Annotated in this window: 24 protein-coding genes; 17 read left to right on the top strand and 7 right to left on the bottom strand. The window is 41.2% G+C overall.

Annotated features, from left to right (window positions below):
* Positions 1 to 112: 112 nt before the first annotated feature.
* The 8 genes from ccpN to C6Y06_RS10845 all read left to right on the top strand — a co-directional run bounded on the left by ccpN (position 113) and on the right by C6Y06_RS10845 (position 8,158).
* Complete coding sequence (gene ccpN / locus C6Y06_RS10880; protein ID WP_024423017.1) at positions 113 to 751, top strand: transcriptional regulator CcpN; 639 nt, start codon at positions 113 to 115, stop codon at positions 749 to 751.
* 25 nt (positions 752 to 776) lie between these two features.
* Complete coding sequence (locus C6Y06_RS10875) at positions 777 to 1,598, top strand: pyruvate, water dikinase regulatory protein (protein WP_008342399.1); 822 nt, start codon at positions 777 to 779, stop codon at positions 1,596 to 1,598.
* Between the two features lie 261 nt (positions 1,599 to 1,859).
* Positions 1,860 to 2,360, top strand: coding sequence for a YaiI/YqxD family protein (locus C6Y06_RS10870; RefSeq protein WP_060596665.1), 501 nt, complete (start codon positions 1,860 to 1,862; stop codon positions 2,358 to 2,360).
* A gap of 32 nt (positions 2,361 to 2,392) precedes the next feature.
* Positions 2,393 to 4,222, top strand: a complete 1,830-nt coding sequence (dnaG, locus tag C6Y06_RS10865) for a DNA primase (protein ID WP_106036870.1) — start codon at positions 2,393 to 2,395, stop codon at positions 4,220 to 4,222.
* Between the two features lie 201 nt (positions 4,223 to 4,423).
* Positions 4,424 to 5,545: an RNA polymerase sigma factor RpoD gene (gene rpoD, locus C6Y06_RS10860; RefSeq protein ID WP_008342392.1), complete on the top strand. Its 1,122-nt coding sequence runs from the start codon at positions 4,424 to 4,426 to the stop codon at positions 5,543 to 5,545.
* A 302-nt stretch (positions 5,546 to 5,847) separates the two neighbouring features.
* Positions 5,848 to 6,207, top strand: a complete 360-nt coding sequence (gene cccA, locus C6Y06_RS10855) for a cytochrome c550 (RefSeq protein WP_003217503.1) — start codon at positions 5,848 to 5,850, stop codon at positions 6,205 to 6,207.
* 120 nt (positions 6,208 to 6,327) lie between these two features.
* A complete protein-coding gene (locus C6Y06_RS10850; protein WP_106030984.1) occupies positions 6,328 to 7,044 on the top strand; it encodes a tRNA (adenine(22)-N(1))-methyltransferase in 717 nt (238 codons plus the stop codon).
* The gene (locus tag C6Y06_RS10845; RefSeq protein WP_106036869.1) at positions 7,037 to 8,158 is read left to right on the top strand and encodes a Nif3-like dinuclear metal center hexameric protein; all 1,122 of its coding nucleotides are present in this window, start codon (positions 7,037 to 7,039) and stop codon (positions 8,156 to 8,158) included. Before C6Y06_RS10850 ends, C6Y06_RS10845 begins: the two co-directional genes overlap by 8 nt.
* A gap of 39 nt (positions 8,159 to 8,197) precedes the next feature.
* Here the strand turns inward: C6Y06_RS10845 and C6Y06_RS10840 are convergent, their stop codons facing one another.
* On the bottom strand, positions 8,198 to 9,142 hold the full coding sequence (locus C6Y06_RS10840; RefSeq protein WP_034661333.1) for a 4-hydroxy-3-methylbut-2-enyl diphosphate reductase: 945 nt from the start codon (positions 9,140 to 9,142) through the stop codon (positions 8,198 to 8,200).
* Between the two features lie 157 nt (positions 9,143 to 9,299).
* The gene (gene vrrA / locus C6Y06_RS10835; protein WP_066030649.1) at positions 9,300 to 9,995 is read right to left on the bottom strand and encodes a VrrA/YqfQ family protein; all 696 of its coding nucleotides are present in this window, start codon (positions 9,993 to 9,995) and stop codon (positions 9,300 to 9,302) included.
* A gap of 155 nt (positions 9,996 to 10,150) precedes the next feature.
* On the opposite strand from vrrA, the gene C6Y06_RS10830 reads away from it, so the two are divergent.
* Entirely contained in the window at positions 10,151 to 11,470 is a 1,320-nt protein-coding gene (locus C6Y06_RS10830) for a DEAD/DEAH box helicase (protein ID WP_060596668.1), read from the top strand.
* 9 nt (positions 11,471 to 11,479) lie between these two features.
* Positions 11,480 to 12,373, top strand: coding sequence for a deoxyribonuclease IV (locus C6Y06_RS10825; RefSeq protein WP_066030650.1), 894 nt, complete (start codon positions 11,480 to 11,482; stop codon positions 12,371 to 12,373).
* Positions 12,374 to 12,421: 48 nt separating this feature from the next.
* Here C6Y06_RS10825 and C6Y06_RS10820 read toward each other — a convergent pair whose 3' ends face one another.
* The gene (locus tag C6Y06_RS10820) at positions 12,422 to 12,676 is read right to left on the bottom strand and encodes a DUF2624 domain-containing protein (RefSeq protein ID WP_060596669.1); all 255 of its coding nucleotides are present in this window, start codon (positions 12,674 to 12,676) and stop codon (positions 12,422 to 12,424) included.
* Positions 12,677 to 12,816: 140 nt separating this feature from the next.
* On the opposite strand from C6Y06_RS10820, the gene C6Y06_RS10815 reads away from it, so the two are divergent.
* The 5 genes from C6Y06_RS10815 (at position 12,817) to C6Y06_RS10795 (ending at position 16,928) form a co-directional block, all read left to right on the top strand.
* Positions 12,817 to 13,698, top strand: coding sequence for a YitT family protein (locus C6Y06_RS10815; RefSeq protein WP_066030651.1), 882 nt, complete (start codon positions 12,817 to 12,819; stop codon positions 13,696 to 13,698).
* 135 nt (positions 13,699 to 13,833) lie between these two features.
* A complete protein-coding gene (locus C6Y06_RS10810; RefSeq protein ID WP_095285396.1) occupies positions 13,834 to 14,610 on the top strand; it encodes a metal ABC transporter ATP-binding protein in 777 nt (258 codons plus the stop codon).
* Entirely contained in the window at positions 14,610 to 15,470 is an 861-nt protein-coding gene (locus tag C6Y06_RS10805) for a metal ABC transporter permease (protein WP_060596671.1), read from the top strand. The genes C6Y06_RS10810 and C6Y06_RS10805 overlap by 1 nt, the downstream gene beginning before the upstream one ends.
* A complete protein-coding gene (gene zur / locus C6Y06_RS10800) occupies positions 15,448 to 15,876 on the top strand; it encodes a zinc uptake transcriptional repressor Zur (RefSeq protein WP_012010595.1) in 429 nt (142 codons plus the stop codon). The genes C6Y06_RS10805 and zur overlap by 23 nt, the downstream gene beginning before the upstream one ends.
* A 134-nt stretch (positions 15,877 to 16,010) precedes the next feature.
* Positions 16,011 to 16,928: an ROK family protein gene (locus C6Y06_RS10795; protein WP_060596672.1), complete on the top strand. Its 918-nt coding sequence runs from the start codon at positions 16,011 to 16,013 to the stop codon at positions 16,926 to 16,928.
* A gap of 86 nt (positions 16,929 to 17,014) precedes the next feature.
* Here C6Y06_RS10795 and C6Y06_RS10790 read toward each other — a convergent pair whose 3' ends face one another.
* Positions 17,015 to 17,593 (bottom strand): 5' nucleotidase, NT5C type, encoded by a 579-nt coding sequence (locus tag C6Y06_RS10790; RefSeq protein WP_106036868.1) that lies wholly within the window; start codon positions 17,591 to 17,593, stop codon positions 17,015 to 17,017.
* A gap of 139 nt (positions 17,594 to 17,732) precedes the next feature.
* Between C6Y06_RS10790 and C6Y06_RS10785 the strand changes: the two genes are divergently transcribed.
* A complete protein-coding gene (locus C6Y06_RS10785; protein WP_060596674.1) occupies positions 17,733 to 18,095 on the top strand; it encodes a DUF308 domain-containing protein in 363 nt (120 codons plus the stop codon).
* 43 nt (positions 18,096 to 18,138) lie between these two features.
* Here the strand turns inward: C6Y06_RS10785 and ispG are convergent, their stop codons facing one another.
* A complete protein-coding gene (ispG, locus tag C6Y06_RS10780) occupies positions 18,139 to 19,251 on the bottom strand; it encodes a flavodoxin-dependent (E)-4-hydroxy-3-methylbut-2-enyl-diphosphate synthase (RefSeq protein WP_106030988.1) in 1,113 nt (370 codons plus the stop codon).
* A 105-nt stretch (positions 19,252 to 19,356) separates the two neighbouring features.
* On the bottom strand, positions 19,357 to 19,659 hold the full coding sequence (locus tag C6Y06_RS10775; RefSeq protein WP_003217371.1) for a hypothetical protein: 303 nt from the start codon (positions 19,657 to 19,659) through the stop codon (positions 19,357 to 19,359).
* A gap of 205 nt (positions 19,660 to 19,864) precedes the next feature.
* Between C6Y06_RS10775 and C6Y06_RS10770 the strand changes: the two genes are divergently transcribed.
* On the top strand, positions 19,865 to 20,410 hold the full coding sequence (locus C6Y06_RS10770; protein WP_060596677.1) for a GNAT family N-acetyltransferase: 546 nt from the start codon (positions 19,865 to 19,867) through the stop codon (positions 20,408 to 20,410).
* Positions 20,411 to 20,464: 54 nt separating this feature from the next.
* Here C6Y06_RS10770 and C6Y06_RS10765 read toward each other — a convergent pair whose 3' ends face one another.
* On the bottom strand, positions 20,465 to 21,235 hold the full coding sequence (locus C6Y06_RS10765) for a DUF1189 domain-containing protein (protein ID WP_060596678.1): 771 nt from the start codon (positions 21,233 to 21,235) through the stop codon (positions 20,465 to 20,467).
* Between the last annotated feature and the right edge of the window lie 121 nt (positions 21,236 to 21,356).

The raw sequence follows: 21,356 nt of genomic DNA, 5'->3' as shown, positions 1-21,356 counted from the left end.
TCACGGTTTTTGAGTGGATTTTTGTTTCATTCGGACAAAGATGCGCTATAATATGATGAGTTATGAAAATGATATACATAAAGTAAAGATTCGCTCTCTCTATTTAAAGGTGGTGAGTACAATCGAGTTAAATAAACGGCAAGAGCAGATTTTACAGATTGTCAAAGAGAATGGTCCGATCACTGGAGAGCATATCGCCGATCGGCTGAACTTAACTAGGGCGACCCTCAGACCGGATTTAGCCATATTAACGATGTCAGGTTTTTTAGAAGCAAGACCAAGGGTCGGCTACTTTTTCACAGGAAAAACAGGCACGCAGCTTCTAGCAGATAAGCTGAAAAAACTTCAAGTAAAAGATTTTCAATCCATTCCAGTGGTGATACATGAGAATGTTTCAGTTTATGATGCGATTTGTACGATGTTTTTAGAGGATGTGGGCACATTATTCGTTGTGGATGATCACTCTATTTTAACAGGCGTGTTGTCAAGGAAAGACCTCCTTCGCGCAAGTATTGGAAAACAGGAGCTTCCATCTATCCCTGTCCATATTATTATGACAAGAATGCCGAACATCACCGTTTGCCGCAAGGAAGATTTCATTATGGATGTGGCGAAGCACTTGATTGAAAAGCAGATAGATGCACTTCCTGTTATAAAAGATACGGATAAAGGCTTTGAAGTGGTCGGCAGAATTACGAAAACAAACATGACGAAAATACTTGTTAGCTTATCGGAGAATGAAATAATCTAATTACAGAAGACTGCGAGGGGATGTTATGAGTAATCGCGTAATTTTTGTGGTATCAGATTCAGTAGGAGAAACGGCAGAGCTCGTGGTCAAAGCGGCACTTAGCCAATTTGATGGCGGCTCATCAGACCATTCAAATATTAGAAGAATCCCGTATGTAGAGGATGTCGGTACGATTAAAGAAGTCATTTCACTGGCGAAAGCAGATAACGGAATCGTCTGCTTTACTCTTGTTGTGCCAGAAATGCGCCAATTCTTAATTGAAGAGGCAGAAGCAAACGGAGTCGTTTATTATGACATCATCGGACCACTCATCGATAAAATGGAGACTGCTTATGGAAATGAAGCGAAACATGAGCCGGGGCGTGTACGTCAATTAGATGAGGACTATTTTAAAAAGGTTGAAGCCATTGAGTTCGCAGTGAAGTATGATGACGGCAGAGACCCAAGAGGCATTCTAAAGGCTGATATTGTGCTCATCGGTGTATCACGCACATCTAAGACACCACTATCTCAATACTTGGCGCATAAACGGCTGAAGGTAGCGAACGTTCCAATTGTTCCTGAAGTAGATCCGCCAGAGGAGTTATTTTCAGTTGATCCAAAAAAATGCATCGGTCTAAAAATCAGTCCAGACAAACTAAATCATATTCGTAAAGAGCGTTTGAAATCTCTAGGTTTAAATGATCGCGCAATTTATGCGAACATTGAGCGGATTAAAGAAGAACTAGAGTATTTTGAAAAAGTGGTGGACCGCATTAACTGTCAAGTCGTTGATGTATCGAATAAAGCAGTTGAGGAAACGGCAAATGTCATTCATCAAATGCTGACCAAAAGAGGTTCCGAATAAACTCAGGATGCTCCTCCTGGGTTTTTCCTATGGTGGGAAACGGGTAAACAAAAACAATGGCATATTTGCTGCATTTGTATTATAATAAAAAATTGTGATAAAATGATTGATTTTAGGTTTAAGTTAAGTCAAGAACGAATAAACTAATATTGGCAGAAGTCAAGTGATTCTGAACATAACTTTTCGACAAAATGAGTTTTACTGTTGTTTGCTATATGGGGGGAAAGTATGGTCTTTTTGCTTCTCTAAAGCAGGAATAAGGTGGAGGGATGGAGAATTAGTCACCTGAATGAACATAAACAAGAGAGGACGATTTATGTCGATGCAGATGCTTGTCCTGTAAAAGACGAAATCCTTTCTGTCGCATCTCAATTTCAAGTACCTGTGACGTTCATTGCTTCATATGAGCATTTTCAAACCAAAAGATCTCCACTTGAAGATTGGCGGTTTGTAGATACACATAAGGAAGCAGCGGATTTAGTCATTGCGAACTCAGCTGCCGCGCATGATATTGTCGTCACCCAAGACATTGGTCTTGCCTCCTTACTGCTTCCAAGACAGGTCATTGTACTGTCTGAAAGAGGACGGATGTACACAAACGAAACAATTGATTTTGATTTGGAACGCAGACATGTTTCCAGTAAACAGCGAAGAAAAGGTGTATATGGAAAAGGTCCCAAAAAGCTTTTAGAAGAGGATAAAAAGCGATTTATTGCGCAGCTACAAAAAATCCTGTCGAATCATGAAGGATTTTTGAATTAAAAGGCGAATAATGTACGACGGAGTGTTATAGGATGAGCAAACGTATACCAGATGAACTTTTGGAGCAAATCCAAAAAAACGCAGACATTGTCGAAGTGATTGGAGAATACGTACAGCTTAGAAAGCAAGGTCGAAATTACTTCGGTCTTTGTCCATTCCATGGTGAAAATACTCCTTCATTCTCTGTTTCAGCAGATAAGCAAATCTTCCATTGTTTTGGCTGTGGTGCAGGAGGTAATGTATTTTCGTTCCTCAGACAAATGGAAGGCTACTCATTTATTGAAGCCGTTTCATATGTTGCTGATAAGTACCATATTGATTTGCCTGATCATGTAGCAAATGCTCAGGTCAGCTCCTCACAGCAAGAGGACACTGCAGATCATAAAATGATTGAAGCGCATGAGCTTCTTAAGAAATTTTACCACCATTTGCTGGTAAATACAAAGGAAGGTCAAAACGCACTCGATTATTTACGGGCGAGAGGCTTTACGGATGAAACAATTGCCAAGTTTGAGATCGGATATGCTCTTGACTCTTGGGATTTCGTGACCAAGTTTTTAGAAAAACGAGGGTTTGATCCTGTGATGATGGAGAAGGCTGGTCTTTTGATTCAACGTGAAAACGGAACAGGCTTTTTTGACCGCTTTAGGGATCGTGTGATGTTTCCCATTCATGATCATCATGGGACAGTCGTCGCTTTTTCCGGAAGATCGCTTGGTGATCAGCAGCCTAAGTATATGAATAGTCCTGAAACGCCACTTTTTCATAAAAGTAAGCTGCTTTATCACTTTCATGACGCGCGTATGCATATACGAAAACGCGAACGGGCGGTTCTTTTCGAAGGATTTGCTGACGTCATTTCAGCTGTCACATCAGGTGTCGGCGAAAGTGTTGCAACAATGGGTACGTCTCTAACAGAAGAGCACGTAAAACTTCTCAGACGTAACGTAGAAGAGATCATTCTTTGCTATGACTCTGACACGGCCGGTTATGAAGCCACCATGAAAGCATCAGATTTGCTTGGAAAAAGAGGATGTAAAGTTCGCGTTGCCATGATACCAGATGGACTTGATCCAGATGATTACATTCGTAAATATGGCGGCGAGAAATTTAGGAATGACATCATAGATGCAAGTGTGACATTAATGACTTTTAAGATGAACTTTTTCCGTAGGGGAAAGAATTTATCTGACGAAGGAGACCGGCTTACTTATATGAAGCAGGTACTCCGAGAAATTAGCCGGTTAAACGGTTCCTTGGAACAAGAGATTTACATGAAACAGCTTGCTGGAGAGTTCTCGATCTCACTTGATTCATTAAAAGAACAACTGGAGCTGTTTGAAAAACAGCAGCGGCAAGAAGCCAAAAGCACACAGGAAGAAAGCGGGCTTGAAAAACGGCGTGCACATCTGTCAACACAGGTAAGAAGAAAGCGTCTGCGGCCAGCATATGAAAATGCAGAGCGAATGCTGCTTGCTCATATGTTAAAAAGTGATGACGTGATCCGAAAAGTACTTGACAGAGTAGGTATTGAATTTAATATAGATTCTCACAGGGCGCTGGCCACGTACATTTATGCTTTGTATGAAGAAGGCAAAGAACCAACGCCGCAGCATCTGATGAACCGTATAGAAGATGATATTATCAATCAGCTTCTGACGGATATATTCATGATTCAAGTTGGAGACGAACTAAGTGAAGCTGAATTAAGTGATTATGTAAAAAAAGTGTTGAATCATCGGAATTTGTCAATGATAAAGGAAAAAGAACTAGAACGTGCAGAAGCGGAGAGGCAAAAAGATTTCTTCAAAGCGGCAACACTTGCAAAAGAAATTATTCAGTTGAACCGTTCGCTGAAGTAATACGTCTAATATTTATGACAAGACTTACGGCTGGCAATGAATCCTTTACGGGAGGAGCATAAGACCGCAAGCATCTTGCCTTCATCATTATTTATTTTATTCCTATTTGCTCATCTGTTTGATAAAGAGAGAAAAGCAGAGCGAAAGCAAATCGCAAGTTACTTTAGAATTCGTTGCAAGCTTTGGAAGGAGGGATCCATAATGGCTGATAAACAAGCCCACGAAACCGAAACTGAATTAACCTTTGAACAGGTGAGAGATAAGCTCACTGAAACGGGTAAAAAACGGGGCGTTTTAACATACGAAGAAATTGCAGAGCGTATGTCTAGCTTTGAAATTGAATCAGACCAAATGGATGAATACTATGAATACTTAGGCGAACAGGGTGTAGAGCTCATCAGTGAAAACGAAGAGACAGAAGACCCAAATGTTCAGCAGCTGGCTAAAGCAGAAGAGGAATTTGACCTGAATGATTTAAGCGTACCACCAGGTGTCAAAATTAATGATCCTGTTCGTATGTACTTAAAAGAAATCGGACGCGTCAATTTGTTATCTGCTAAAGAAGAAATTACGTATGCTCAAAAGATCGAAGAAGGCGATGAGGAATCAAAAAGAAGATTAGCGGAAGCAAACCTTCGTCTCGTTGTCAGCATCGCGAAACGCTACGTCGGTCGTGGTATGCTGTTCCTTGACTTGATTCAAGAAGGAAACATGGGTCTTATGAAGGCAGTTGAGAAGTTTGATTACCGCAAAGGATACAAATTCTCAACATATGCAACCTGGTGGATTAGACAGGCGATCACGCGTGCGATTGCCGATCAGGCCAGAACAATCAGGATCCCGGTTCATATGGTGGAAACCATTAATAAATTGATCCGTGTTCAAAGACAGCTTCTGCAAGACCTAGGCAGAGAACCAACGCCAGAGGAAATTGCTGAAGACATGGATTTAACTCCAGAAAAGGTAAGAGAAATTCTTAAAATTGCGCAAGAGCCTGTATCTTTAGAAACACCTATTGGTGAAGAAGATGACTCGCATCTTGGTGATTTTATTGAAGACCAAGAGGCGACATCTCCATCTGACCATGCTGCATACGAATTGTTAAAAGAGCAGCTTGAAGATGTATTAGACACGCTAACGGACCGTGAAGAAAATGTACTGAGACTACGCTTCGGACTAGATGACGGAAGAACACGTACGTTAGAAGAGGTTGGAAAGGTGTTCGGCGTCACAAGAGAGCGTATCCGCCAAATTGAAGCGAAAGCTCTGCGTAAATTAAGACACCCAAGCAGAAGTAAACGATTAAAAGACTTCTTAGAGTAGAAACTGGACGGATCTTGAAAGAGATCCGTTCTTTCTTCATCAAAAATGAAAACGCTTTTTTCAATCTGATTATATTTTACTGAATAACAAATGAATTTGCAACGTTCTTAGAGAAAAGATGTATAAAAAATACATCAAAAAGTGCTGAAGGCTTCATTTCTCATCTTGCATCATTTTTGTCTAATCTGTGAACTTGACCAAAGTTTTGTATCATAATTCGTTTACTTTTTGTAAAATTAAAGTAGAATTAGAATTGTTTGCATAGTCTCAAAGGGGTTTTCACAAAGGGGAGGATGAAAGAAATGAAACGGAATCCACTTATACCATTCTTATTGATTGCCATTTTAGGTATTGGACTCACTTTTTTCTTATCAATGAAGGGGTTGAAAGATGAAGACAAAATCGCCTCTGGAGGCGAGGAGCAAAAACAAGAAGAGACAGCGAATGCGACGCCGGAAGAATTGTATAAGCAAAACTGTTTGAGCTGTCACGGGGAAAACTATGAAGGCGGCGCAGGTCCTGCATTAAAAGGCGTTGGAGACAAGCTTGAAGTGGCAGACATCAAGAAGAAAATTCAAGAAGGCGGCAACGGGATGCCAGGCGGGCTGATCCCGAATGAAAAGCTCGATGAAATGTCGGAATGGGTATCCAAAATTAAATAATGTTACGCAAAAAGCTCTTTTTCATCAGAAGAGCTTTTTTCATTTGAAAACGACTTTTAAAAAGTCCATAATTTATATAAGATAGACAAGTATGAACATTAAAGAAAAGTAGTGATACGTATGAATGAAATGAATTTATCAAAACGATTAAAAAGAGTCGCAGACTTTTTACCGCATGAGGCCGTCTTTGCTGATATCGGCTCAGATCATGCCTATTTGCCATGCTATGCGATCCTGCATCAAAAAGCAGTAAAAGCCATTGCTGGTGAAATTACAGAGGGACCGCTTCAATCGGCGAAGCAGCAAGTACATAGACTTGAATTAGATGACCAGATCTCGGTCAGAAAAGGCAATGGCCTTGAAGTTATTGAAAAGGGCGAAGTGAATGCTATCACGATTGCAGGTATGGGCGGAGCACTCATCGCAAGCATTTTAAATGATGGCAAGCATAAGCTCGCAGGCCATGAGAGGCTCATTCTTCAGCCAAATATCCATGCTCACCACATTCGTTTATGGCTCTATCAAGAGGGGTATGAATTGATGGATGAAGTCATTTTAGAAGAGGATGGCAAAATATACGAAATCATGATCGCAGAAAAAGGCGACAAAGATAAAGCCTATGAAGGGATGTCGATTGAAACAGGCATGCTAGTTGGTCCGTTTCTTGCGAAAGAGCAAAACGACGTCTTCCGGCGCAAGTGGATGCAAGAGCTTCAGCATATGGAGAAAATAGAAAGTCAAATTCAGCAGGCAGCGCGGGCAGAAGAGAATAAGGAGCGCCTTGAAGAGCTGCATGTAAAAATAAAGATTCTAAAGGAGGTTTTGACTGTTGGCTAAAACAGTAAACGGACATGAAATCATCCAATTATTTGAACAATTTTCACCAAAGGCATATGCCGTAGAAGGTGACAAAATCGGTCTCCAGATTGGGACGTTAAATAAAAAGGTAAACAATGTCATGATCACCTTGGATGTATTAGTGAATGTGGTAGATGAGGCGATCGAAAGAAATGTGGATCTCATTATTGCTCACCATCCACCGATCTTCCGTCCGTTAAAACATGTAGCGACAGATCAGCCAGCTGGACGGATCATTGAGAAATGCATCAAACATGATATTGCGGTATATGTGGCACATACGAATTTAGATGTGGCTGATGGAGGAGTCAATGACTTGCTTGCGGAGGCTTTAGAGCTTGAAGAAACAAGTGTGTTAGTCCCGACATATGAAGATCAAATCAAACAGCTTGCCCTGTATGTCCCGCAGGAATTTGAAGAAGCCATCCGTACAGCTTTAGGAAATGCAGGCGCAGGCCATATTGGCAACTACAGCCATTGCGCGTTTTCAAATCAGGGGACAGGCAGCTTTTTGCCATCAGAAGATGCGGATCCGTTCATTGGTGAGAGCGGTCAATTGGAATTTGTCAAAGAAGTGCGGATTGAAACCATTTTCCCGGCAAGTATAGAAAAACAAGTGATTCGTGAAATGATCAAAGCACATCCTTATGAAGAAGTCGCTTATAGTGTACACACGACAGATCTTCCTCCTATTCAAAAAGGCCTTGGCCGTATAGGGGAGCTAAGAGAGCCTATGACCCTTGGAGATTTTACACGATTTGTGAAGACAAAGCTGGATGTAAATGGTGCTCGCTTTGTAGGTGATCAGGACGCTGTTGTGAAAAAAGTGGCTGTGCTTGGCGGAGACGGAAATAAATACATTCATCAAGCGAAAAGAATGGGTGCTGATGTGTATGTGACAGGGGATCTTTATTTCCATGTCGCCCATGATGCCATGATGCTCGGGCTGAACGTAGTGGACCCAGGGCATTATGCAGAAAAGATTATGAAAGAGGGCGTAAAGGCGAAGCTTCAATCGCTATGTTCAGATAAAAAGTATGATGTACAGCTCTTTGTTTCTGAATCGAACACAAACCCATTTCAATTTATGTAAACAAAAAAACGTCAGAGCTGCTATGCTCTGACGTTTTCTTTATTTCTTTGTTTTCACGCGCGGTAGTATTTTCGAAAGAGGAACCGACCGTTCAATCTTCCAAGTTGCTTCATCATCCGGCTCGTAGTTTTCTAAGAAACGTATGACTTCCTTTGTAATAGGTGTTGGTGTTGAAGCACCAGCAGTAACGGCAACGGTATTTACGCCTTGCAGCCACTCCAGCTTGAGCTCACTTAGGTCACCAATACGGTAAGCCTGCGTTCCAGCAATCTCCATGGACACTTGTGCCAGACGGTTGGAGTTATTACTTTTTGGATCGCCGACAACAATGGTAAGATCAGCTTGGCCAGCTTGCTCGGAAACAGCTTCCTGACGTACCTGTGTCGCAAGACAAATTTCTTGATGGTACTCGACGTGAGGGTATTTCTCTTTAATCAGCTCCATTAGATCGTGAACATCCCACTGAGACATCGTCGTCTGATTGGTGATGAGCAGTTTATCTGATGTTAAATCGAGCGCCTCAATGTCGGCTTCTGTTTCGACAAGATGCACCTTGTCAGGAGCTACTCCGACAGCTCCCTCTGGCTCAGGATGACCCTTTTTCCCAATATAAATAATGTCATATCCATCGGCTGTTTTCTCTGAAATGAGTTCATGTGTTTTCGTTACATCGGGACAGGTTGCATCAATGGTGATAAGGCCTTTTTCTTCTGCAATTTGACGAACCTCAGGTGAAACGCCGTGAGCGGTGAAAATGACTGTTCCGCTTTCAACCTGCTTTAAAATGTCCATGCGGTTTGGTCCGTCCAGTGTGTAGATCCCATCTTCTTCGAAGGCATCTGTCACGTGCTTGTTGTGCACAATCATACCTAATATATAAATTGGGCGTGGCAAGTTTTTATCAAGTGCGGCATTTTTAGCAATGACCATTGCATCCACAACGCCATAGCAATAGCCACGCGGCGAAATTTTAATTACATTCATTTATTCGTCCTCCTGTAGGGAAGTGCTTCTAGAGAAGAACAATATAAAAAGCCGTAAAAAACGGCTTTTTATCATTCTCTAGCTTCCATTATAGCCAAAGTAAGCGCATATATCAAAGATTGTTATACGCAGTGAACACTTCGCCGTTAAAAGATCACTAGACATATAGTTTTGGAACAGAACTGCCAGGTCTTTTTTTCGGTTTTGCTTCAGGAGCAGATGATGTGTGAGGAGCTGCTTTTTTGACGAGGATGTCCTCTGGTTCTTTGTTTTCTTCTATTTCATCATCTCGTGCTGCTTCTTCTTGCGGCACTTCTGTTTCCTCGCCGATCTCTTTAGGTTCTTCATCTTCGCCTGTTTCATCATCCGCACTGCCGAGCTGACTGTACAGCTTAATCATCGCAGGCAGATTTCTTACTAAAGGACCGTATTGCTGAATCATTGGCGTAAATTGCTGCGCCATACCGAGCACTTTTTGTACATTTCCTAACATGCTTGAGAGGGTCGCAGGATTTGTGAAGCTCTGGATTCCTTGTAATCCCGCACCACCTCCAGAGACCCCTGCTCCCCCTGCGCCAGGAAGAAATTTAGCGAGCATGCCTTTCATTCCTGTGCCGCCGCCTAGTGCACGGCTTTCGCCTCCTGGCATTCCGCCCATTCCGCGTATACCGCCTCCCTGTACAGACGGGGAGCGAGGTATCATTTGCTGAAATTGATTGCCTTGCCCTTGAAAAGGCTGTTCGATAGGAGGCTGCTGCCCTCTTTGAAAAATCCCGGGTTGTCCGCCATTTCCAAGATGCCGGCGTGAGGGACGGTGCGGCTGAAAATCGCCCATAGGCTTTTGCCCTAACATACTTGTACCTCCCTTACTGCATTCTCTTTCTCTTCATAGGTTATGCAAGGAAGCATCAATTGGTTTCCTGTAAGAAAAGCGGACATGGTTTTTTTGCTGAAAATCAGCTATAATGAGGAGATGAGCAAAAAGGCATTGCCTTAAGGAGTGAAAACATGAACGAAACAAAATTTACGACATATGAATTAAAGCCTTTTATTATAGATGCTATTCATGAACTGGGCTTTTATGAGCCAACTGATATTCAAAAAAGAATCATCCCTGCTGTGTTAAAAGGAGAAAGCGTGATTGGTCAATCACAAACAGGAACAGGAAAAACTCACGCGTACTTATTGCCGCTTATTCATTCAATTGATCCAAGCAAAGAGCAAGTACAAGTTGTGATTACTGCACCTACAAGAGAATTAGCCAATCAAATTTTCAAAGAAGCCCAAACGATTTTAAAGAATGCCTCTCCAGAAGAAGAGATGAAAGCAAAGCTTTACATTGGCGGAACGGACAAGCAGAAATCCATTCAAAAGCTAAAAACCCAGCCGCATTTGGTCGTCGGTACACCTGGACGTATTGCTGACCTCATTCATGAGCAGGCGCTGAATGTTTACAAAGCGACATCTCTTGTCATTGATGAAGCGGATTTAATGCTGGATATGGGATTTCTAGAAGATGTGGACCGTATTGGTTCACAAATGCCAGAACAGCTGCAAATGCTTGTGTTCTCAGCAACTATTCCAGAAAAACTAAAGCCGTTCCTGAAAAAATATATGGACAATCCAAAATATGCCCATGTTGAACCAAAACGAATTACAGCTGAAAACATTCAGCATATTTTAGTCCCATCTAAACAGCGTGACAAGCTAAAATTGCTTCATGAAATGGTGACGAATGTACAGCCTTATTTAGGCATCATTTTTGCCAATACAAAAACAACCGTTGATGAAATCGCATCATTCCTACAAGAAAAAGGAATGAAAGTTGGAGTGCTTCATGGCGGATTAACGCCGCGCGAACGTAAAAAAGTAATGAAACAAATTGATGATTTAGAGTTCACTTATATTGTGGCATCTGATCTTGCAGCCCGCGGAATTGATATTAAAGGCGTCAGCCACGTGATCAACTATGAACTTCCATCTGATCTTGATTTTTATGTTCACCGTGTTGGTAGAACAGCTCGAGCTGGTTCATCTGGAATTGCGATGACTATTTATGAGCTTGCTGATGAGGATGCACTCATTCAAATCGAGAAAATGGGCGTTGTGTTTGAAAACAAAACCATTGTTCATGGCGAATGGCGAGATGCAGATGACCGCTTGAAGCGTCAAAGACGTAAAAAAGCACCTAATGAAATTGAAGAAAAAGCAAAGCGTCTTGTGAGAAAACCGAAAGCCGTCAAACCTGGATATAAAAAGAAAATGACACGTGAGATGGACAAAATCAAGAGACAGGAACGTAGAAAGTCAAAGCGTAATGGAAAGTAGGGGGAAACATTGTTGAAGATTGGTTCACATGTATCCATGAGCGGAAAACATATGCTTCTTGCAGCGAGTCAAGAAGCTGCCTCTTATGGTTCGAATACGTTTATGATTTATACAGGTGCACCGCAAAATACGCGCCGCAAAAAAATTGAAGACCTCAATATTGAAGCTGGACAAGCGCATATGAAAGAGCATGGTATGACAGATATCGTCGTACATGCACCGTATATTATTAATATTGGGAACACCGTCAATCCAGCGACATTTGAGCTTGGCGTGGACTTCCTTCGCTCTGAGATTGAACGTACAGAAGCGCTAGGTGCAGGGCAGATTGTTCTCCACCCAGGTGCACATGTCGGAGCAGGACCAGAAGCAGGAATCCAAAAAATCATTGAAGGTTTAAACGAAGTCATCGTAAAAGGGCAAAAGGTTCAAATTGCACTTGAAACAATGGCAGGCAAAGGATCAGAGTGCGGAAGAAGCTTTGAAGAGCTTGCCCAAATTATCGACGGAGTGACACATAACGAAGCACTTTCTGTCTGCTTTGATACGTGTCACACACACGATGCTGGTTACCCGATTGTAACTGACTTTGATGGGGTGTTAGAAGAATTTGATCGAATCGTCGGTATTGACCGAATCAAGGTTCTTCATATTAATGACAGTAAAAACGTACAAGGCGCAAGAAAAGACCGACATGAAAATATCGGCTTTGGTGAAATTGGCTTCGATGCACTGAACTATATTGTGCATCACCCGCAACTTCAAGATGTGCCCAAAATCTTAGAAACGCCTTATGTAGGTGAAGATAAAAAGAACAAAAAACCACCTTACAAATTCGAAATTGAGATGCTGAAAGAAAAGCAATTTGACGAAGGCTTACTAGATAAAATTAAGGGTCAGTAAAAAAGCATACAACATCATGAGGTGCCGCTAAATGCGGCCCTTTTTTGCTTAACTTGTAAACTGATTAAACAGATCATTGACAGTCTGAGCTGTCTGTTTAGAAGTAATCGCTTCCACTTGCTTAAGAAGCCGGTTACGCTCTGCATCATTAAAAATATTAACGTTTTTCCCATTCATGAGTTTGGCCACCTCGGCAGCTTGGTTTGACGTTAAACTGACACCATACTGTTTCGCATACCTTAACAGATCATTTGCTGTGATCTGATTAAGCCGCTGCAGGACAATTTTTTGAATTAAAATCAATTCCATTCCTCCCCTCTGTAATAATGTATGGGCGAAAACGGAAAATGTGCAAAAAATTTTATTTTACCCTGTGAAATGCTAAAATAGTAAAGTGAATAAAATGATTATTGAAAATTTAACATGTGTAGAAGGGAGAACGTATGGCAAATAGTAAACAGCATAGAAAGGAATCAGTGCCTCATTTTATTTTGAGAATTTTCCTGATTCTAGTAGGAGCTGCATGCGCAGCAGTCAGCATTGAATTATTTTTAGTGCCAAACAATATTATTGATGGAGGCATCATCGGCATTTCGCTTATTTTGGATTATCTCTTTACAGATAACCCATTCATCAATTTTGCGACGATTGTTGTCATTTTAAATATTCCATTTATGATATCAGGATACAAACATATTGGGAAAACGTTTCTCATTTCCACTGTGATTGGGATTGTCAGCTTAGCCGTGATTGAATCTTCACTCCATCATGTAGAGGCATTTACAAATCAGCCGATCTTAGCCACTGTATTTGGCGGGCTATTACTTGGTTTTGGTGTTGGACTTGTCATCCGTAATGGAGGCTCAATGGATGGAACAGAGATCTTAGGAATTCTTCTGACGAAAAAAATTCCTTTCTCCGTCGGTGAGTTTGTCATGATCGTCAATGTGTTCATTTTTATTTGGGCAGGCTTTGTCTTCGGACCAGAGCAGGCTATGTATTCTGTCATGACATATTATTTGGCAATGAAAACAATTGATGCTGTCATTCAAGGGCTTGATGAAACAAAAGCTGTCATTATCGTGTCAGATTATTATGATGAAATTTCAGATGCGATTCTTCATCGACTTGGCAGGGGAACGACAAAGCTGAGAGGGAAAGGCGGTTATACAGATGAAGAAAAGGATGTCATCTACGCCGTTGTCACAAGACTTGAAATTACAAAGCTAAAATCCATTGTATTTGAAATTGATGGTCAAGCATTTATTACGATTATGGATACGCATGAAACAAAAGGCGGTAAGTTCAAAACAGCCATTCATTAGCTTTTATTTTACTTTTTAATCTTTCTTTTATATAATGAAATATATGTATGGACAGAGAAAATGGCAAAAGCCATTTTCTTTTTGTTGTATAAATCGTAATCATTCTTTTTATATTGATTAAAGGTGGAAAGATTCATGGCAAAGCCAATTATTGAAATGAAGGATATTTCGTACTCGTATGGACAGCGAAATGTCATTGATCACATTCATTTAACAGTAGAGGAAGGGAACTTTCTAGCACTTGTTGGACCGAATGGATCTGGTAAAACAACCTTATTAAAATGCCTGCTTGGGCTCATTAAACCACAGCAAGGTGAATTAAAGCTATTTGGCACGCCTGCGTCAAAATTTAGAGACTGGGATCAAATTGGATTTGTTTCTCAAAAGGCGAATAGTTTTAATACGGGTTTCCCTGCTTCTGTTTACGAGGTCGTTGCAAGTGGATTGACGGCGAAAATTGGTTTATTCAAACGAATGAGCAAGCAGGACAAATGGCAAGTTGAGGATGCCATTCGCTCAGTTGGCATACAAGATTTAAAGCACCAAAACATCGGTGAACTTTCAGGTGGTCAGCAGCAACGTGCTTTTATTGCCCGTGCGCTCGTCAGTCAGCCAAAGCTGCTCATTTTAGATGAACCGACGGTTGGGGTAGATCAGCGGACAGTAGAAGGCTTTTATCAGCTGCTTGAAACATTGAACAAAGAAAAAGGAATGTCTTTAATTCTCGTCACACATGACGTTGGCACCGTTTCTGATAAAGTCACCCATGTGGCTTGCTTAAATCAGACACTTCATTTCCACGGGGATGCAGAAACGTTTGATTCAATGGATGATCAAGCGTTATCTCAATTTTACGGACATGACATTCAAGTGATTCATCACGACCATCATCATCATGGGGGACATGAATAATGCTATTTCCATTTTTTCATTATGAATTTTTACAAAATGCGTTTATCGCAGGAATGCTGATCGGCTTTATTGCGCCCTTACTTGGTGTATTTATCGTCGTGAGAAGGCTCTCGCTGATTGCAGATGCCCTCAGTCACGTATCACTTGCCGGTATTGCAGCAAGCTTATTCCTTGATAAAAAGTTTGGCCTCTTGACAGGGGTGAGCCCGCTGTACTTAGGGATGGCGTTTTCTGTTGCCGGTTCATTGTTTATTGAACGTCTGCGCTCCGTGTATAAGCATTATCAGGAGCTTGCGATTCCTATTATTTTATCAGGTGGTATCGGGATTTCCGTCATCTTTATTTCACTAGCGAATGGCTTTAATACCGATTTGTTTAGTTATTTGTTCGGAAGTGTCAGTGCGGTTTCGAGATTAGATCTTTGGATTATTGTTGGGATCTCACTCGTTGTTGTGTTAGTTGTCGTGCTTTTATATAAAGAATTGTTTTTACTTTCTTTTGATGAAGAGCATGCAAAGGCTTCTGGTATTTCAGCGAAATGGATTCATTTTATTTTTATCTTAGTCGTCGCACTCGTCATTGCGGCATCAATGCGTATCGTAGGCACACTACTTGTCTCCGCGCTTATGACGCTTCCTGTTGCGGCAAGTATCCGCATTGCCAAAGGATTCAAACAAGCGATCTTCCTTTCGATCTTGTTCGGTGAATTGTCTGTATTGGCCGGATTAATCTTAAGCTATTATCTAGATTTAGCGCCAGGCGGAACCATTGTGATGCTGTCCATTTTGATTTTAATCGGATGTATTAGTATTGGAAAATTCAGAAGGGGGAATCATCATGAACGTACAAGAAGCGCTTGATTTATTAAAGGAAAAAGGCTACAAATATACAAGCAAACGTGAAGATATGCTTCAATTGTTTTCTGATTCTGATAAATATTTGACCGCTAAAAATGTGCTGACGGCACTAAGTGAAGACTACCCAGGTCTTAGCTTTGATACGATATATCGAAACTTATCGCTATATGAAGACTTAGGTATATTAGAAACAACGGAATTGTCAGGGGAGAAGCTTTTTCGTTTTAAATGCTCATTTTCTCATCACCACCATCACTTTATTTGTCTTGCATGCGGTAAAACAAAGGAGATCGATGCCTGTCCTATGGACAAGCTAGACGCCGATTTAGAGGATTATCACATTAGCGGACATAAATTCGAAATCTACGGAACGTGTCCTTCCTGCGAACCGAAGGAAGTTCACTCATGAAAAAGCCAGCCGCAGAGCTGGCTTTTTCTTTTGTCTTTTTGAAAACGTTTTACAAAGGGCGGCTGTTTCATTAAAATGAGAACAAGGTACGATGCAGCAATTTGCGTCTTTTGGAGTAAAGGGAGGGGTCAAAAGTGGCGTATTATGTCGTGTTCGATGTAGGCGGGACGAGAACAAAACATGGATTAATGGATCAGGATGGGGAGCTGGTCACGAGCGGTGACTATCAAACGAACTGCCGGCAGCTTGAACCGTTTTTAGAAGCTATGGCGGATGTGGTCAAGCAATATCAAAGAACGTCGGATGTCAGCGGAATCGCTATTAGTCTTCCGGGTTTTGTGGACAGTGAAACAGGTTATACAGAATTTGCAGGAGCCATCATCGCCTTAAATGGTCAAAATGTAAAAACACTGCTAGAAGAGAAAACATCTCTTCGTGTTGAAGTTGAAAATGATGCGAATTGTGCAGCTCTTGCAGAAAAATATAGTGGCCATGCGAAAGATTGTGACAGCTTTATTTGTATGACGATTGGGACAGGTGTTGGCGGTGGTCTTTTCGCTGGCGGTCAGCTTGTGCGCGGGGCTTCCTTCCGCGGCGGTGAATTTGGCATGATGCTGACAGAGACAGAAAATGGACAATTTACAACACTCAACAGCAGTGCTTCAACGGCTGGATTAATTCGCAGCTATAAAGAAAAGCAAGGAATTCCGCAAAGTACTCAAATAGACGGTCAAGAAATTTTTGAAAAGGCAAAGCACGATCCGTCCATTGAGAAGCTGGTGGATCAGTGGTATAAGCGAATCGCCATTGGCATTTACAATGTAGCAACTGTTCTTAATCCAGAGAAAATCCTCATAGGCGGCGGCGTAAGTGCAAGACCGGATTTACTATCAAGCATTGAGAAACATTTACATACACTGCATGCATGGAAGAATATTCAGGTGAAGCTGGAAACGTGCTACTACTTGAATCAGGCAGGCATGAAGGGAGCACTGTACCATTTTCTCATGAAAGAAGGTCAGCTTGTTCCATCAAAAAAGCCGATACATTAAACGTATCGGTTTCAGCATGTAGACAAACCCTTGCATTCTTTGTCCACAATCAAAAGCCGATATATTAAAGTATCGGCTTTTCTACATTAATAAGCAGTTTCCAAACGCTGCTCGTATTGTTTGATCCATTGAGATGCTTCCTGCCAGTTGTTGACGCGTATAATCCTGTCTTCAAGGGGCATTTGATTATAAGGGGAGTTAAAAAGAATAACCGGAATGTCAGCCTCTTTTGCAATCATCGTAGCATTCCCATGATGATCCTCGAAAAACACATCAATCTTGTGCTTTTGAACAGCTTCGAGCTTATGATGACCGCCAACCAGCTCAATGTCATCATAGTGCACGTGGTGTTTGTGAAACCACTCGTAGGTGATATCCGCGTGATGCTGCCTTCTTGCTGTAATATAAATCAGCCTGTGTTGATGTTTCATTTGATCAAGAATCTCTTTTGCATCCTTAGCAGGCTTTGCCTGTTTATATATAAGAGGCTCATGCTCATTCATCCAGCCCCAAAATTCTTCTTGAGAAATATTTAAAAGCTTCGTCAAATCATATTCTGTCATATCATCTAGTGTCATGGCACATCGAAACGACTTATTTAAATAGGGAACAAAGGTGTCCTGCGCCGTCACTGTGCCATCTATATCAATTCCTAAACGTAACATGCCCACACTCCTCATTTTTATACTCTTAAAGTGTAACATAATCAATTCACAATTCCAGCAAGTTTTAGCAAACATGAAACAGACATTTTTGCTCATACTAAAAAAGCTCCTTTCTATTAACCAAAAGGGGGAATTGATCATGGAAAGAGACGAAGATTTCAGAAGAAATGATCGTGAAATCGACACAAACTTTAGTAATGATGATGGCTATCTAGAGGAAACAGCTGCTGAAATTGCAGAGCCATATCAGGCTTCAAGAGATCGAGTAGACAGACGAGAACGTGACCAAGCAGGTGACGATTCAGGCAGTAAGGGGATAGGCTATACAGCACTCGCAATTGCGATTATCTCACTATTTGTCTTGCCGGTGCTATTAGGAGTAGCGGCAATCGTCGTTGGTTATATTGCAAGAAGAAAAGGAGCACATGCGCTTGGCGCATGGTCAATCGGGATCGGAATTGTTTCCGTCATCCTTGGCATATTTATCACCCCGTTCTTTTAACAAGAACAGGAAAACGCCTGACAGTGACGTCAGGCGTTTTTTGTTATGCGTTCGCTTTTTCTTTTTCAGCTTCCATTTTTGCATAATGCTCTTCAGCGATTTTATCGATTTCTTTTTTCAGTTCTTCGACCATTGTTTCTTCTGGCACTTTACGAACAATTTCACCTTTACGGAACAATAGGCCTTCGCCTCTAGCGCCGGCGATTCCGATGTCAGCTTCGCGCGCTTCACCTGGACCGTTTACAGCGCAGCCAAGAACAGCTACTTTAATCGGTGCTTTAATCGTGGAGATATATTCTTCGACTTCATTTGCAATGCTTATGAGGTCGATTTCAATTCGGCCGCAAGTTGGGCAAGAGATCAGTGTTGCTGCATTTGCTGCAAGACCAAATGATTTCAACAGTTCACGTGCTACTTTCACTTCCTCAACTGGATCAGCACTTAATGAGATGCGAAGTGTATTCCCAATCCCCATATTCAAAATAGCGCCGAGACCAGCTGCACTTTTGACTGTACCTGCAAATAATGTACCTGATTCAGTAATCCCAAGGTGAAGAGGGTAATCAAACGCTTTTGCCGCTTTTTCGTACGCCTCAATTGCTAGGTTAACATCAGATGCTTTCATGCTGACGATGATATCATGAAAATCTAGATCTTCTAGAATTTTAATGTGGTGCAGTGCACTTTCGACCATACCATCTGCTGTTGGGTAGCCGTATTTATCAAGAATTTTTTTCTCTAATGAACCGGCGTTTACCCCAATACGGATTGGAATGCCTTTTTCTTTTGCTGCTTTCACAACAGCTTCGACTTTTTCTCGTCTTCCGATGTTCCCTGGGTTGATTCGAATTTTGTCTGCACCTGCTTCAATGGCTTTCAGTGCAAGCTTGTAGTCAAAATGAATATCGACAACAAGCGGGATGTTGATTTGTTTTTTAATATCCGCAATCGCATTTGCTGCACGCTCGTCTGGGCATGCGACACGCACGATTTGACAGCCTGCTTCTTCAAGACGCTTAATTTCAGCTACTGTCGCTTCGACATCATGTGTTTTGGTTGTTGCCATACTTTGGATGACAACTTCATTATTTCCACCTATAGTTAAAGGTCCCACTTTGACGGGACGCGTTTTAGTACGATGTGTGACTTCACTCACTTGTCAATCGCTCCTTAGTGTACAAGCAATCATTTGCCATGTACGTCTTGTTTTACAGTTCATATTGTAACAGTCTCTTTGTATGAATGACAAGGAATTAACGTTTTATCTCTTATACACCGGAAACTTATATGTGCTGCCTGCCCGAATTTCGTTTGCTTTGACGCCTTGATTCAGCTCTTCAAAATCTTCAATGACTTCATCAAGTGGCTTGCTTGTATGGACGATAGAGACGACGGTTTCACCTTGTTTCACAGTCACATTCTTATATGCTTTTTTCTCAGGTGTTTGAAAGGCATTTGCAGGGACAGCTGGACCTTCTTCAACAGGAATGGTGCCATTTTTTAAATCAAAAAAGATAATAAAAAGGACAAACAAACTGATTAGCAAAAAAATAATACGCCGCATTTCACTCACCGCTTTTAAGAGTTTACTTCAGTCTATGCATGTCCTGAAATGATAGAACCAAAATGAGGAGAAAAGCTGGAAAGCGTGGTTCTAGTTAGTTCTAGTGAGTCTTGTAATGAATTGAAAAAACACTTTGTTTTACGCTTGGCGGTGCTTTTTTCAAGCTTCTATGACCATTATGATAAAATAAAAGAAGGGGGAGTTTATGAAGAAACTAAGTCAGCATATATATGTAAGAACGCTAACAGAAAATGATGCACAATCACTATTCACACTTGAACTTGAGAATCGCTCATATTTTCAGCAATTTACACCTTTGGTCAAAGATGATTTTTTCACGTTATCTCGTCAAATTGAACGAATTCAGCGCAGTGTGGAAAGATGTGCACGGGATGAAGCTTACATGCATGGTATTTTCTTAAATGAAACAGATGCTTTAATTGGGACGATCTCATTAAGTTCTGTCGTAAGAGGCCCAATAGAAGGAGCTTGGCTGGGGTATGTACTTGATGAAAAGCATGGCGGGAAAGGGTATATGACAGAAGCCATTCGTTTAATCATCGATTATGCCTTTGATGAACTGCACCTTCATCGTATTGAGGCTGGAGTAAAGCCGGGTAATATAGGTTCCATTCGTGTGCTTGAAAAGACAGGTTTTGAAAATGAGGGACTGAATCGTAAAAAAGTAAAGATTAATGGCGTGTGGGAGGATCATTATTTGTTTGCGATGATTCATCCAGATGAATCATAGAGCATGAACATACATAAAAAGCTCCTCCAAGTTGGGGGAGCTTTCATTTACTCATTAACTTTTGACAAGTGGTTTATGTTTAGCGGGTATTTCCTTTACGACAAGGTATAAGAAGATAAAGTTAATGACCCAATTTAATAAAAATGAATTCGCAACAGGCGTGTTTAATGCACTCATGATGGCGAAAAAGACCGTTGTTAATGTGAGTGAATAAGCAGAGAGTTTCCAAAGCATTTGGAAAGACAGCTCTTTTTGCTGCATGCGTTTAATAAATGTACCAAGCATCGCAAGGAAAGTTGCGCTAATGAACATGAGAGCCGCAGTTGATAGATACAGCAGCACACAGATGACTGGGATAATAATCGCTTGATTCTGATTTGTGACGCGGGCAAGTTCGTCTTTTGTCAGCGTTCCGCCAAGCAGCTGATACGGGATATCTGTCATTTGGCCATCAATGGCAATCACTGCTTTTTCTTTTAATAATGCGATGGCTGTTTGCTTTGATTCAAGCTCACTTGCTTTTATTTTTTCAGCAGGATCAAAAATGATCGTAATGCCGTTTTCTTCTTTTTCTATCGGTTCACTTTGATCCGCTTGAAGCTTTCCTTTTTCGATTGAGAAATCAGGTAAATCTTTTTTGATCACATGCTGAAATCCTGACATCGCATTCGAGATCTCCTGACTCATATGATAACCCTGAGGAACTGCTGCGATAATCGAAAGGATAAAAATGAATAAAATCGCTTTGCCAATCCCTGTAAACCGTGCTTTAGCAATATCTTTTGGAGAATAAATGCCTTTTAACAATAGTTTAAATACGTTCAATCAATTCACTTCCTACATTCTTTTCTATTTCTCATATTGTATCAATGTCTATCTATCAAGTACAAGTATGGCCTTCATCGCTGGTTAAGATAGATGGAATGAGGCATAATGTATACAGCAT

Origin of the sequence: Bacillus sp. MZGC1, from assembly GCF_002998605.1 — a bacterium.
Lineage (GTDB): Bacteria > Bacillota > Bacilli > Bacillales > Bacillaceae > Bacillus.
Note: the sequence above shows the minus strand (reverse complement) of the source record. Positions and strands in the feature narration are given on the sequence as shown.